The organism is Halobellus captivus (assembly GCF_007655485.1).
GTDB lineage: Archaea > Halobacteriota > Halobacteria > Halobacteriales > Haloferacaceae > Haloquadratum > Haloquadratum captivum.
In genome coordinates, this window is sequence record NZ_VJXQ01000001.1 from 328561 (window position 1) to 343029 (window position 14469).

11 protein-coding genes are annotated in these 14469 nt (G+C 61.7%); 4 read left to right on the forward strand and 7 right to left on the reverse strand.

Annotated elements, in window-relative coordinates; all coding sequences use genetic code 11:
- The 3 genes from FJT57_RS01555 to FJT57_RS01565 form a co-directional block, all read right to left on the reverse strand.
- A complete protein-coding gene (locus tag FJT57_RS01555; protein WP_203229068.1) occupies positions 1-1947 on the reverse strand; it encodes a 3-hydroxyacyl-CoA dehydrogenase/enoyl-CoA hydratase family protein in 1947 nt (648 codons plus the stop codon).
- A gap of 106 nt (positions 1948-2053) precedes the next feature.
- Positions 2054-3073, reverse strand: a complete 1020-nt coding sequence (locus FJT57_RS01560) for a branched-chain amino acid ABC transporter permease (RefSeq protein WP_144901050.1) — start codon at positions 3071-3073, stop codon at positions 2054-2056.
- Positions 3070-3924, reverse strand: a complete 855-nt coding sequence (locus FJT57_RS01565) for a branched-chain amino acid ABC transporter permease (RefSeq protein WP_144901051.1) — start codon at positions 3922-3924, stop codon at positions 3070-3072. The genes FJT57_RS01560 and FJT57_RS01565 overlap by 4 nt, the downstream gene beginning before the upstream one ends.
- A 96-nt stretch (positions 3925-4020) precedes the next feature.
- Here FJT57_RS01565 and FJT57_RS01570 point away from each other — a divergent pair, with 96 nt between their 5' ends.
- Both FJT57_RS01570 and FJT57_RS01575 read left to right on the forward strand, forming a co-directional pair.
- Complete coding sequence (locus tag FJT57_RS01570; RefSeq protein WP_144901052.1) at positions 4021-4746, forward strand: ABC transporter ATP-binding protein; 726 nt, start codon at positions 4021-4023, stop codon at positions 4744-4746.
- Entirely contained in the window at positions 4743-5447 is a 705-nt protein-coding gene (locus FJT57_RS01575; protein WP_144901053.1) for an ABC transporter ATP-binding protein, read from the forward strand. Before FJT57_RS01570 ends, FJT57_RS01575 begins: the two co-directional genes overlap by 4 nt.
- A gap of 174 nt (positions 5448-5621) precedes the next feature.
- On the opposite strand, the gene FJT57_RS01580 is transcribed toward FJT57_RS01575, so the two are convergent.
- The 3 genes from FJT57_RS01580 to FJT57_RS01590 all read right to left on the reverse strand — a co-directional run bounded on the left by FJT57_RS01580 (position 5622) and on the right by FJT57_RS01590 (position 9710).
- On the reverse strand, positions 5622-6932 hold the full coding sequence (locus tag FJT57_RS01580) for an ABC transporter substrate-binding protein (protein WP_162524294.1): 1311 nt from the start codon (positions 6930-6932) through the stop codon (positions 5622-5624).
- Between the two features lie 58 nt (positions 6933-6990).
- Entirely contained in the window at positions 6991-8679 is a 1689-nt protein-coding gene (locus tag FJT57_RS01585) for an acyl-CoA synthetase (protein ID WP_144901055.1), read from the reverse strand.
- A 269-nt stretch (positions 8680-8948) separates the two neighbouring features.
- The gene (locus FJT57_RS01590; protein ID WP_144901056.1) at positions 8949-9710 is read right to left on the reverse strand and encodes an IclR family transcriptional regulator; all 762 of its coding nucleotides are present in this window, start codon (positions 9708-9710) and stop codon (positions 8949-8951) included.
- A 977-nt stretch (positions 9711-10687) separates the two neighbouring features.
- Here FJT57_RS01590 and FJT57_RS01595 point away from each other — a divergent pair.
- Positions 10688-12634: an archaea-specific SMC-related protein gene (locus FJT57_RS01595; RefSeq protein ID WP_144901057.1), complete on the forward strand. Its 1947-nt coding sequence runs from the start codon at positions 10688-10690 to the stop codon at positions 12632-12634.
- 58 nt (positions 12635-12692) lie between these two features.
- A complete protein-coding gene (gene rdfA, locus FJT57_RS01600) occupies positions 12693-13310 on the forward strand; it encodes a rod-determining factor RdfA (protein ID WP_144901058.1) in 618 nt (205 codons plus the stop codon).
- Positions 13311-13432: 122 nt separating this feature from the next.
- Here rdfA and FJT57_RS01605 read toward each other — a convergent pair whose 3' ends face one another.
- Positions 13433-14197 (reverse strand): IclR family transcriptional regulator, encoded by a 765-nt coding sequence (locus FJT57_RS01605; protein WP_144901059.1) that lies wholly within the window; start codon positions 14195-14197, stop codon positions 13433-13435.
- Positions 14198-14469 lie beyond the last annotated feature (272 nt).

Consider the following 14469-nt stretch of genomic DNA (forward strand, 5'->3'; position numbering starts at 1 on the left):
TCACTCGCCCCCGAAGTCGGCTTCTCTATCCTGGTTGAACGCCGCGACGCCTTCGAGCATATCGTCGGTCGTCGCGAGCAGCCCGAAGCCCTGACTCTCCAGCGTCAGCCCGGTGTCGAGGCTGGCGTTCTGCCCCTGCTGGATGACCTTCTTCGCGACTTCGAGGGCCGTCTGCGGCCCGGTCGCGAGGTCGCTCGTCACGTCGTCGATCAGCGTCTCGAACTCCTCCTCCTCGACGGCGCGATTGAGGATGCCCCAGTCCTCGGCGCGTTCCGCCGAGAGTTGCATCCCGCGGTAGACCATCTCTTTCGTTCTCGGCTCGCCGACGAGCCGAACCAGTCGCTGGGTGCCGCCGCCGCCGGGGATCAGCCCGAGGTCGATCTCCGGGCTCCCGAGCGTCGAGCCCTCGGTCGCATAGCGGAGGTCGCACGCGAGCGTGATTTCGAGGCCCGCGCCCAGACAGAAGCCGTCGATCTTCGCGATCGTCGGTCGCGGGTACTCGTAGATCGTCTGCACGGTCTCGTCGACCTTCGCGAGGTCCGTTGCTTCCGCGGTGGTGAACCCAGTGATGTCCGCGCCCGCGCTGAACGCGCGGTCGCCCGCGCCCTCGAAGACGACGCAGGCGACCTCCTCGTCGTCGACGGTGTCGAGCACGCGCTTGACCTCGTCGAACATATCCGTCGAGAAGGCGTTGAGCCGCTCCTCGCGGTCGAAGAGCACGGTGAGGACGCCGTCGTCGCTCAGGTCGTGGCTGATGAAATGATACGGGCCGCCGTCGCGGTAGTCGTAGAAGCCGCGCCCCGCCTTCTCGCCGGTGTGGCCGTTCTCGACCAGTTCGACGAGGTAGTCGGCGGGTTCGTAGCGGTCCGCGCCCGTACGCTCGTGGAGGTCGCGGAGTTTTTCGAGGACGTTGTCGAGACCGAGCTTATCGCCGGTCCGACAGGTGCCCTCGGGGAGGCCGCCGCCGAGGCGCATCCCGATGTCGATGTCCTCGGGGTCGGCGACGTCGTCGCCGATCAGTTTTGCCGCCTCGTTGATCATCCGCGCCTCGATGCGTAGCGTGTCTATCCCCTCGCCGTCTGTCGGTTCGTAGTTCACGCCCTCGTCGTCCTCGTAGTCGTAAAAGCCTTTCCCAGTTTTCCGGCCGAGGTTCTCCGCGTCGACCCGCGAGCGGATGGAGTCCGGCACGGGCAGGTCCCACTGGTCGCGCGAGTGCGTGAAGATGTCCAGTCCGCCGAAGTCGTTGAGCTCGAACGGCCCCATCGGATAACCGCGCTGGAACACCATCGCGGCGTCGACATCCCGAATCGTGACGTCGCCCTCGTCGAGCATGAAGCCCGCCTCGCCCATCAGCGGTGTCAGGACGTTGTTGACGACGAACTGCGGGACGTCCTTTCGAACTCTAATCGGCGTCTTGTCCATCGACTCGACGAACTCTATCGCGTCGTCGACGACAGCCGGATCGGTCTGCTCGCAGGAAGCGACCTCGACGAGATCCATCTTCACCGGGGGGTTGAAAAAGTGCATCCCGCAGACGTACTCGGGCTGGTCGGTCGCGTCCGCGATGTCGCTGACGCGGAGGCTCGAGGTGTTCGTCGCCATAATCGTCTCGTCGCCGGACGCGGCGTCGACGTCGGCGAAGATGTCGCGCTTGAGGTCCAGGTCCTCTGGCGCGGCCTCGATCACGAGGTCGACATCGGACACTGCGGCTTCGAGGTCGACGGTCGTCGAGACGCGATCTAAGACGTCGTCGGCGTCTTCGTCGATCTGTCCTTTCTCGGCGAGTTTGCCGAGGCTCCACTCGATCTGCTCGTAACCGTTTTCGACGAACTCCTCTTTGATGTCGCGCATCACGACCTCGTACCCGGCGATGGCGGCCACTTCGGCGATCCCGTGGCCCATACTGCCCGCGCCGAGAACCGCGACGCTCTCGATAGCTGCGTTCATCACGTTACACTTCGGATCGCAGCTATTGAAAGTACCGGTGTGCTACCACCGAACAAGAAAAACGGGCCACGCCGTGAAGGGGTGGAACCTCGAAACAGTCTCGCGTTTACTCGCCGCTTCGGAGCCCCGCAAGCCGGTCGCGGATCCCTCGCTCTTCGTACATCGACTGCGCCATCGGCAGAATCCCGTCCTGGAAGTAGATGAAGAGGATCGTCAGGAGCAGGCCGAAGGTGACCGTCCGCCACTGACCGAACTGCGAGAGCAGGTTGTCGAGGTAGATGACGATGGCCGCGCCGACGAGCGGACCGAACCGCGATCGAAGCCCGCCGAGGACGAGGATGATCAGCACGAGGACGTCGACGCCGTTGAAACTGAACAGCCCCGGGATCACGATTCCCGTCGTCTGCGCGTAGAAGGGGCCGACGAATCCGATGATAAACGTGCTGAGGAAGCCCGCGAACACTTTCAGCCTGATGGCGTCGATCCCCGTCGCGCGAGCCGCGAACTCGTCCTGCCGGATCGCGGCGAACGCCAATCCGTACTTCGAGTTCGTCAACCACATATACAGGGCGAAGACGGCCGCGAAGATCCCGACGAGCACGTAGAATTGGAGCGCGAACGCCCCGATTCCGAGCGCACTCTCGACGGCCGGGAGGTCGAGGTCGCGGAACGGGATTCCCGTGGTGCCGCCGGTGATGTCTCGAAGCCCCACGATCACCTCCATAATGATCATCTGGAACGCGAACGTCACGATCGCGAGGACGATCACGGTGAACTGCCGACGGGCGGCCACATAGCAGACGAGCGCGCCGAACACGCCGGAAACGAACGCCCCCACAAAGAGGGTGAGCCACGGCGAGATCTCGAAGTACTGGGCCGTCAGGACGGTCGTGTACGTCCCGAGCGCGGCGATACCGCCCATATAGAGGATCAGCTGATCGGTCTCGCCGAAGATGATGTTGAGCGCCATCGCGAAGATGGCGAAGATCATCACGGTGATGAACCGCCGCGAGAGGTACGTCGTCGACGGATCGAAGAACAGCGGCGGCACTAATAGGAGTGCGGCGAACACCGCGATGACTGGCAGTTGACCACGAAGCGACGAGAGGGGGTTGTTTGCGTTCATGATATCTGCTCCGGTTTATAGATCAGGACGGCGATCGCAGCCGCGAACAGCGTGACGGTCGCAAGGTACGATCCGAACAGGGACCCGGCGACCGTCATGATGATTCCGAGCACGATTCCGGCCGCCACGGTCCCCGAGATGCTGTCGACGCCGCCGACGATCGACACCATGATCGCGAACGACGTCAAGGTGAAGGAGCTCGCGGGAGTGACCTCCGCTTCGAGTGCGTAGAACACGCCTGCGACGCCCGCGATGGCGGCACTCAGTACGAACACGATCGCCTGTACCCGTCGGGGTGGGATCCCGCAGAGGACGGCACCGGTCTCGTCCTGAATCACGGTCCGCGTGCCGATCCCGAGGTACGTGTAATTGAAGAAGTAGTAGATGAGTCCGAACAACACCGCCGCGGCGGCGATCACCGCGATCGAGGAGCCGGTGAGGCTCGCGCCCGCGACAGTCATCGACGGAACGCCGACGTCGAGGAAGACGCTCCCCGGGTAGTAAATGAAGAGTAACCCCTCGAAGAACAGCGACAGGCCGAGCGTGACGAAGATCCCGAGCAGGATCCGATCTTCTCCCTCCTCTCGATACACCAGCGAGATCACCGTTCGGTCTAACACCAACGCGAAGAGCGCCACGAACGCGACGGCGAGCAAGCCGGCGATCGCCAGTCCGGGAACCGCCCCCAGCAGTAGTGAACACGCGATAACGGCGACGACGGCGAACACGCCGAGGAGCAGATTGAGAATCTCTCCCAGTCCGAACACGAGCGTGATCCCGAGGCCGAACAGCGACAGAATCACGCCCCTGGCGAGGCCGTCGATAAGCAGTTCTAACCCCTGTGCTAACATACTCCTGCATCGTGAGAGGGAATTCATAAACATTGTGGATAGACCAGTTCTCCCGCCACCGAATTATTTATATATAATCGTCAGCAACCTCGGACCGTGTTAACCGCCACCAACGTCACCAAGAAGTTCGGCGGTCTTGTCGCCGTCGACGAGGTCGACTTCGCTATCGGCGACGAGGAGATCGTGGGGTTGATCGGCCCGAACGGGGCCGGGAAGACCACCCTGTTCAACACGATCACCGGCGTCCACCCGCCCAACACCGGATCGATCACGTTCGACGGCGAGGAACTCGTCGGCAAGAAGCCAAACCACGTGGCAAAGCTCGGCATCGCGCGAACCTTTCAGGCTGTCCGAACGTTCAACGAATCGACCGTCCTCGACAACGCGATGATCGGTGCCGTCTTCGGCAACGACGAGTCGGTCTCGATGAACGAGGCGACCGACCGCGCCCGCGACGCGCTCGCGTTCGTCGGCCTCGACGATCGCCGCGACGAGGAGGCCGGGGGACTGACGATCGCCGACCGAAAACAGCTCGAACTCGCGAAGGCGATCGCGGCCGATCCCGAACTCATCCTCGTCGACGAGATCGGTGCGGGCCTGACCCCGACGGAAATCGACGAAATCACCAGAACGCTCGAACGCGTCCGCGACGAGCGCGGCGTCTCGGTCTTCTGGATCGAACACATCATGGAGGCGATTATGAGCGTCACCGACCGCATCATCGTGTTGAATCAGGGCGAGAAGATCGCGGACGGCACGCCCGCGGAGATCCAAACTGACGAGCGCGTTACCCAGGCGTACCTCGGGGAGGTCGACTCGTGAGCCTGATCGACGTCGACGGTCTCGACGTTCACTACGGCGATCTCCAGGTGCTGTGGGACGTCTCCTTCGAGGTCCGCGAGGACGACTCGGTGGTCACCATCGTCGGCCCGAACGGGGCCGGGAAGACGACGCTTCTGAAGACGCTCTCGGGAATTCTCACGCCGACGGACGGTCGCGTCGAGGTGCTCGGAGCCGACGTCGCGAGCGTCCCCGCGAGCGATATCGTCGACCGCGGGTTCGTTCACATCTCCGAGGAGCGAAACCTGTTCGGGGACCTCTCCGTCGAAAAGAACCTCCGGATGGGCTCATACACCAAGCGCGACACCTTCGAGGAGAACCGTGACAGGGTGTTCGAGATGTTCCCCGTGCTCGAGGACCGCCGCGACCAACACGCGTCGACGCTCAGCGGCGGCGAGCAACAGATGCTCGCGATCGGTCGCGGGCTGATGGCCGAGCCCGAGGTACTGGCGCTCGATGAGCCCTCCAACGCGCTCGCGCCGCAACTTGCCGAGCAGGTGTTTCGGACGATCGAGACGATCAGCGACGACGTGACGGTCGTCTTGGTCGAGCAGCACGTCGACAGAGCGCTCACGCTCGCGGACCGCGGCTACCTCCTCGAAAACGGACGAATCGAAACGGAGGGAACCGGCGAAGAACTGCTCGAAAGCGACGCGATCAAAGAAGGCTACCTCCGCGGGTAGCGCGGCGCGTTTTTTCATCCGAACTGCGACCCGGAGATCCCTCCTCGACGAACGACGGATTGAGCGTCTGGAGGGATACGACGGTCACGAGATCTACAACGCGCGTGATAAACCTGGAAATCCCTACCGCAGGGACCGAACGGCGTCAGCCGTGAGCGAGTAGGGAAGGGAAGTTTACGAGAGGAGATCGCTCGATGGGTCGTACGCCGGGAGCGGCTCCGAGCGGAACTCCTCGGTGAGTCCAATCTCACCGTCGGGGTAGTAGTCGGGCGTCCCCGATTCGAAGCCGACCATAAGCTGGACGAGGTTTTCCAGCTCGCCCCACTCAGTGTACTGGATCGGCGAGGCGAACAGCGTATCCAATTCGATGTTTCGGATCGAGTCGGCGATCGCGACCGGGTCCGCCTCTCCAGCGTCCTCGATCGCGGCCCCGATGAGATCGCCGACGACGTATCCGACGGCGTTCAGCACGCCGAACCAGTCGTCGTTTTCGTCGTAGAACCGCTGTCCGACCTCCGCGTACTGGTCGGCGAACGGATCGGGCTGCGTCTGCGCGATGAAGCCCTGTGTGACCGAGTCGCCGAGCGCGTTCGCCGACAGTTTCGCGTCGCTGCGCCCGATGACGTAGTCGGGGTTGACGTCGTCGAGACCCTGGAGCTGGTTGTAGATCGTGAACACGCCCGGCGGGTGGCTGGCGGTGATGAGCAGATCGAGGTCCTCGGGCATCGCCCGGAGGTACGTCGTGAAGGAGTCCTCCCCGAACGGGGCGACCTCCATGTGAACGTCGACGTCGTCCGGGAAGATCGCGTTGATGCTCTGCTCCCAGGCCCGTCCGTACGAGTAGTCGGCGATGATCGCGCCGACGTTCTGGAAGCCCTGATCTTCGATGAACTGACTCACCGCGCGGGCGTTAGTCGGGGCCGGGGCGAGTCCCATCCGGAAGTTGTAGCGCGAGTCCCGAGTCAGGAACTCCGAGCTCCCAACGAACTGCGGAATGTGCGGAACTTGATTGTCTTCGGCGATCGGTGCGACGGTGAGTCCGATGTCGCTCGAAATCGATCCGGTAAGCACGACCGCGTCCTCCGCTTCGATGAGTTCCGTGGCGATACTCGTCGCCTCCGCCGGATCGAGTTGCGTGTCGCGGTCCTCGAACGCGAGCTGTCGGTCGAGCACGCCGCCGTCGGCGTTGATCTCGTTGATCCGGAAGTTGAGTCCGTCGACGAACTGCTGGGTGGTCTGCGCGTACGGGCCCGTGTAGGGCTGCAGCCCGCCGATAACGATGTCGCCTTCGCCGCCGCTGTCACCCGCGGTCGCACCGTTGCCGTCGCCACTATCGCTACCGCCGTCCCCGCCGTCCCCGCCGCCATCGCCGCCGCCATTGTTCATACATCCCGCGAGCGATCCGGCAACGACGCTCGCGCCCGTTAGCTTCAGGAAGTTCCGCCTGTCAGTCGCACTCCGCTCACTGGTGTTACCAGATGGCATACTGATCATTCATAATCGTCAATATTTATATTTTTCTACTACACGAGCGCGAGAGGGATCAATTCTCTTCGATACCCGCTCGCGTCCGCAGGGACTGCCGTTGGACTTTCCCCGTCGTCGTCGTGGGGATGTCGTCGGTGAATTCGATCTCGCGGGGGTATTCGTACTTCGCGAGACGGTCTTTGACGTGCGATTGTAGCTCGTCGGTCAGCGTCTCGTCCGGGTCGTAGCCGTCCGCGAGGACGACGAAGGCTTTCGGAATCTCACCTCGGGTCTCGTGCGGGACGCCGATGACGCCGACGTGCTGGACCGCCGGGTGCGTCAGGAGGACCTCCTCGATCTCTTTAGGTGCGATTCGATAGCCGGAACTGATGATGATGTCGTCCGAGCGGGAGTGGAACCGGAAGTAGCCGTCTTCGTCCTTCGAGACGAGGTCATCGGACAGCAACCACCCGTCTTGGATGGTGTTCGCGGTCCGTTCCGGGAGCCCGTGGTAGCGGAGAAACAGCATCGGATCCTCGCCGTACCGGACGGCGAGTTCGCCGATCTCGTGCGGTTCGTCGATCGGTTCGAGCGTGTCGGGATCGACGACGGCGACATCGTGCCCCGCAGAGGGGACCCCGAAGTATCCGAGTCGGTGATCGAGACCGACGGCGGGGTCGTCGCAGATGAGCCCGCCGATCTCGGAGGTTCCGTACCCCTCGAGGAATGCGGCGTTCTCGAAGGTGTCCGTCGCCCACTCGATGATCCGTTCGTCGGCCGCCTCGCCGCCAGTCGTGAGCGACTGGAGGCTGGTGAGATCGTACCGGTCTCCCGGCGTGTCGATCTGCATCATCATTCGAACCGCCGTCGGCGGTAGGTTGAGGTGGGTGATGCCGTAGTGGTCGATCAACTCGAACTCCCGCTCGGGATCGAACTCTCGACCGGCGTAGCCGACGACCGGAATCCCGTAAAACATCGCCGGGAGCACGATCCCCGGAAGCGACATAATCCACGACCACTCCGAGACGGTTCGGACCACTTGCTCGTCGTCCGTCCGGTGACACTGGAGGCTGAGGAACTGCGGCAACTCGCCGAGGAGGTGTTGATGAGCGTGTACGACGCCCTTCGGCTCTCCCGTGGTCCCGCTCGTGTAGATGATGAACGCCTCGTCGTCGGCGCTGGTCGGCCGGGTCTCAAACGAGGCGGACGCGCCGTCGATCGCCTCGTGAAAGTTGACCTCGTCGCCCCGATCGAAGTCGCCGTACGTGACTATCAGGTCGAGCGAGTCGACGGCATCACGCACCGATCTGAGCGCGTCGATCGCGGCTTCATCGGCCAGAAACACCGACGCACTGCAGTCTTGCAGTCGGTAGGTGAGTCCGTCGGAGCCGAGCAGGACGGTGAGGGGAACGGAGATCGCACCGATCTTGAACGCGGCGAGATGCCCAACGAGGGACTCGACGCACTGCGTTCCGTTGACCGCGACGTGATCGCCCGCGCCGACTCCTTCGTCGGTGAGGAACGTCGCAAATCTGTTTGCCAAGCGGTTCAGCTCCGCGAACGTGTATTCGGATCGCTCGCCATCGAGTCGATCGAGTGAGAGCGCCACGCGATCCGGTTCGCGTTCCGCCCAGCGCTCGCAGGCGTACCGGGCGATGTTGAACGTCTCCGGAACCTCCCAGGAGAACCACTCGTTGATCTCTTCGAGCGTCTCGAATGCCTGCTGGTGGAAGTAGTACTTCTCCAACTCCGTGGGTACGGTCATCGTTCACGTGAACATAACGATCGATATTAAAAATGCAGTGTGCGTCCCTCGCTCAGATCGGGGACGTCGCCGATCGATCGGACGAGACAGCGACTTCGGCACGACGATTGCGACACATCGACCACGACTCAACGATTTCGACACACCGACAGCGATACGCGAACCGCAACACTACGACTGCGAGACGACGACTGCAACACCACGACAACGAAACGACGACTGCAACACCACGACTGCGAGATCACCGCACTCAAGACCCGGTCCGGACGCTACGGCGCGTACTGGTAGTTGACAGAGATGATGTTCGCGGACTTCTGCACCTCGTCGGCGAGTTCCTCTCTGTACTCCGCATCGCGCAGTCGATCGGACGGACAGACCACGCCGATCGATCCGAGCACCTCGTCGCCGACGCGGACCGGGGCGGCGACAGCGCCCATCCCGACGACCTGCTCGTTCCGGTCGATTCCGTAACCCTGCTCTCGGATCGCCTCCAGTTCCGCGTCGAGCGACTCGCGGTCCGTGATCGTGTGCTCGGTCCGGGCGGTGAGGCCGTGCGCGTCGATGATCGATTCGATCCGCTCGTCGCCGAGGAACGCGAGTATCACTTTTCCACCCGCGTGCGTGTGGATCGGGGTCTTGAGCCCCGGATAGATCCCCAACCGAAGCGACTCCGATCCGAACTCTGTGTGCAGAATGACGAACTGTCCCCGCTCCTCAACGTTGACGCTGACGAGTTCTCCCGTACTATCGACCAGTCGGTCTAACTCGGGCTTGGCGACGTGGAACAGCCGATTGCGGTATTTGACCTGCCCGCCCAGTTCCAATAACTGAAAGCCCAACCGGTACGTACCGTCCTCGTTGATCACGTAGCCCATCGTTCGCAGGGTCCGGAGGTAGTCGTGGACCGTACTCTTCGGGAGATCGAGCCGTCGAGCGAGTTCCGCGACGCCGACCTCCTTCTGCTCTTTGAGCACGTCCATTATTTCGAACGCCCGCTGGATCGTTTTCAGCGGCGGCGTGGTGTCGGTCATCTCTACGCGGATGATATCACTGCACGAACCTAAATACTGCGGTTATTTCGAACACCGACCGAGACCTGGAGAGGGCCCCTCTCAATCACAGCCCAGTCGTCCCCTCGAACGCAGGTCATACCGCCACTTCGAGCGCAGGCCATACCACCTCCGCTAACGTAGATTATCTCGGCGTCTCAGGCGCTGTACGCCAATGGGTCCGGGTTCAAATATGCAGTTTTCAGCCACCAGCACTCCGAGGGTTGGGTCGGTACGTCCCGCTGCTCAGAGACATCACTGCTTCGGCGTGCTGGTTCCGACTTCGAACCACCGCGGCGGCTGCTCAATCCACGCGTAGCTGCCCGGTCTCCTGGACGCTGCCGTTCGATATCCACACGCTTTCCGCTGTTTGTAGTACTCTTCAGATCAGTCTGAAATACCGGCACTACTGAGCGCCCGCCTGAATAATCTGTGCGAGTAAATCGAACGGTGGTTCGGATCATCGGAAGAGTCATCGCGCGTTCACTGAGTTCCACTGGCACGTGTTTGATTCGCCAGGCCGCACGATACCAAATACGGACCGGGGGACGGACTCCACGGAACCAACGAGTCACCGGTTCGAATAACGAAAGTACGACTGTTATGCCGTATCCGAATTCGATCGAGCGATCTCGGCCTTTTTCGTATTCGGTCAACCGAGCGGCCTCGCTGTCGAAAGATAACTTCAGATACATATCTGCGGTAGAATGATTTGAGTAGCTCGTAAACGGGACCGTTATCGGCCAAAAATGAACCTTCGATCGGCAATATATAGGTCAAATTTCGTACATAACCCGCGGTTTCTTGAGAGGACCCGACGCAATCGGTTCACTCCGAATGACGACGCGTTCGATGACGGAGTAGTACGGCGATATCGAACGGGTGGGCGGTCGATACTCTCGAACACCGGGTCGACTCGCTGCACAAAGCATATATACACGAGTGCAGATAGGTTTTGTATGGCGACTTCCGAACAACTAGCTGAATCCGCTCATTTCTCTGTGGAGAATGTCGGCGGTATCGACAACACCGAGGTGGACATTCCGCCCGGTGTCACCGTTCTCACCGGCAAGAATGCTACCAACAGGACCTCGTTTCTGCGATCAATTATGGCCGCGATGGGCAGCCAGCGCGTCTCGCTGAAAGGCGACGCCGACGAGGGGCGCGTCGAACTCACTCTCGACGGCACGACTTACGAGCGAACGCTCACCCGCGCGGGCGACGGTGTCTCCTTCGAGGGCGACGCGTACCTCGACGACCCCGAGGTCGCCGACCTCTTCGCGTTCCTCTTAGAGACCAACGACGCCAGACAAGCGGCCGCCCGCGGCGAGCAACTCCGCGATGTCATTATGCGCCCCGTCGACGTCGATGCCATCCGCTCGGAGATCCGCCGTCTCGAAGAGGAGAAAGGCGACATTAACGATACTCTGGCCCGCATCGAATCCAAAAAGCGGGAACTTCCCGAACTCGAACAGCGCCGCACCACGCTCAAAGGCAACATCGAGGACAAGCGCGAGGAACTCGCCGCCCTCGAAGACGACATCGACGACAGCAGCCGCGACGTTGAGGAGGGCCGCAAAGAGCAGGCCGAACTCGAAGAGAAGCTGCAGGAACTCCGCTCGACCCGCTCGGAACTCGAATCGATCCGCCGCAAGATCGAACGCCAAGAAGAGAGCATCTCCTCGCTGAAGCGCGAGCAGAAAGAACTCGAAGGCGACCTCGACGAGCTCCCCGAGACCCCGATGGGCGACCACCAGGATCTCGACACCGAAATCGATCGCCTCCGAACCGAGCGCCAGGATCTGAATACCGCAATCAACGAACTCCGCAGCCTCATCCAGTACAACGAGGAACGCCTGGAAGCCGAGGACTACGAACTGCTGGAGGACGGCGGCGCGGCCGCCGCAGAGGGCGACGGCTCCGTGACGGACCAGCTCGTCGACTCGGACGACGAGACCGTGGTCTGTTGGACCTGCGGCTCCTCCGTCGAACGCGAGCAGATCGAATCGACGATCGAACGGCTGAAATCGCTCCGCACGGAGAAGGTCGAGGAACTCAACGAGATCAAGAGCACGCTCGAAGAGAAGAAACGAGAGCAGCAGGAGGCGACCAAAAAGCAGCGCAAGCGCACGGAGATCGAGCGCAAACTCGACGACATCGACGCGGAACTCGACCGCCGCGACGAGCAGATCGACGCGCTGAAGGAGAACCGCGAATCGCTCACCGAAGACGTCGAATCGCTCGAATCAGAGGTGGAAAACCTCGAATCGGCGGACTTCGAGGAGATCCTCTCGCTGCACAAGGAGGCGAACCAGCTCGAATTCGAGATCGACAGCCTCGAATCGGATCTCGATTCGGTCACCGAAGAGATCGAAGAGATCGAAGACGACATCGAGCGGGCCGAAGGGCTCCGCGAGAAGCGGACGGAGCTCGTCGACGCGCTGACCGACCAGCGGACGAAGATCGACCAGATCGAGGCGGAAGCCGTCGAGTCGTTCAACGAGCACATGGAGTCGATTCTCGAACTCTTAGGCTACGAGAACATCGAACGGATCTGGATCGAGCGGATCGAGGGCGCTGGGACGAGTGACGGGCAGACGCGCTTCGAGCTGCACATCGTGCGGACGACTGAGAACGGGGCGGCCTACGAGGACACGATCGATCACCTTTCGGAAAGCGAGCGGGAAGTCACGGGACTGATCTTCGCGCTGGCGGGCTATCTCGTCCACGATCTCCACGAGTCGGTGCCGTTTATGCTGTTGGACTCGCTGGAAGCGATCGACTCGGACCGGATCGCGGCTCTCGTCGAGTACTTCGCGGACTACGCGGACTTCCTCGTGGTGGCGCTCTTGCCCGAGGACGCCCAGGCGCTCGACGACGACTTCACCCGAGTGACGTCCATCTGAGACGTCGCTGGCGACAGACCCCAGTACATTTTTGAGCCCGTTCGGCGAAGGGGTGACAATGCCAGATACGACCGACAACCGACCGTCGAGCAAGGTGGCGCGGCTCATCGCCGAATACGAGCTCGAAGGGCTGGGAGACGAGCTTGAGGCTCGATGGACGGGCAACGGGGTCGAGCGGATGAGTCTCCGTGACCTCGCCGATCACTTCAACGAACGCTTGCTCGAACAGACGCTCATCGACGCCGGAATGAGCGCCCTCGAGAGCGACGTCTCGACGACGTACCAGAACCTCACCGACGACGAGGTCAGTACCGGTGTCAGAACCGACGCGCGAAGTCGGCTCGAACAGAACGGTGTCGACGTCGACACCCTCGAATCCAACTTCGTCAGCTATCAGGCGATCAGATCGTATCTCACGGAGTATCGCGACGCGGAGTACCGCCAGCTCTCCGACGAGGAGAAGGTCGAAAAAGACCTCCAAAGCATCCAACGGTTGATGACGCGGACGCTATCGGTGACAGAAGAACGGATCGAGAAGCTGAGAGAGACCGGTCGGATCGATATCGACGAGTTCGAGGTGTTACTCGATATGCAGGTGCTCTGTCAGCGCTGCGGAGACCAATACTCCGTCGCTGAATTCCTCGAAAATCGCGGGTGTGATTGTCAGCGGGAGTGACGCGGCCGATTGAAACTATTCGTCGCCGATCGCTCCGTCTGTGACGCGCTCGACGCCGAGAGCGCACAATCGAAGACGAGAGATCACAGTCGACGACGAGAAATCACTACCGACCGTCCGAGTCACCGTTGGCTCAATTTCAACTCCAGTTCGTTCGTCGCGCCCCTGATCTGATCGATGATTCCGTCGGCGAGCTGCTGATCGGTCAGTCGGTTCGCCGGTCCGGCGACACTTATCGCTCCGACGACCTCGCCGCCGACGATGATCGCTTTCCCGATAGCCCGCGCTCCCTCGACCGCCTCTTGATCGTTGATCGCGTAGCCGCGTTCGCGCGTGCGCTCCAGTACCTCGAAGAGTTCTTCGCGCGTGTTGATCGTATGAGGCGTCCGCTGTTCGAGACCGTGCCTGTCGATGATCTCGTCGACGCGCGCTTCGGGGAGGTACGCCAGGATACTTTTTCCCGACGCCAGCTGGTGGAGATACGAGCGCGTTCCGATGCGTGCGTGCGTCTGGACGGCCTGTTCGCCCAGTGCGTAGTCGAGGTACACCGCGCGCCCGTGCTCTTCGGTCACGAGCCAGGTGGCTTCGCCGGTCTCTCTCGCAAGCTGTTTGATCGTTCGCTTGCCGACCGTGGCGATATCGTGTCGATCCCGGGCTTTGATCCCGTGATCCAGGAAGCGGAGACCGATATCGTACTTCCCGTCGGTTTTTACGAGGTATTCTAAGTCGTGTAGCGACGAGAGGTAGTCGTGAGCGGTGCTCGTGGGGACGTCGAGCGCCTCGGTTATCTCCGTCGCACCCAGCGGACCCCGTGATTGAATCAATTCGACAATCTCGGAGACCCGCTGGACCGATTGTAGTTTAATGGTCCCGTTTGTCATTGTCATAGAGGCAGATAAGAAGCCGCTGGACCTTAGGTTTGCGGTCCCGGACGAGTAGGACTCAATTCGAAACTGTCGGATCAACCATCTCCGGCCCGACGGCTCACAGTCCACCGATTCGGGCGATGTAGGCCCGTTCCGACCCGAATCTGGCCGCGGTTCGCTCAGCGATCCCCCGAGGAGGATGCGTCTATCGTAGTACCAGGCTGTTTGCCATCGGATATCTGTAAATCCGCCTATCTCGAAATATCACGCTGCATTAACGGATCGCGTTCTCG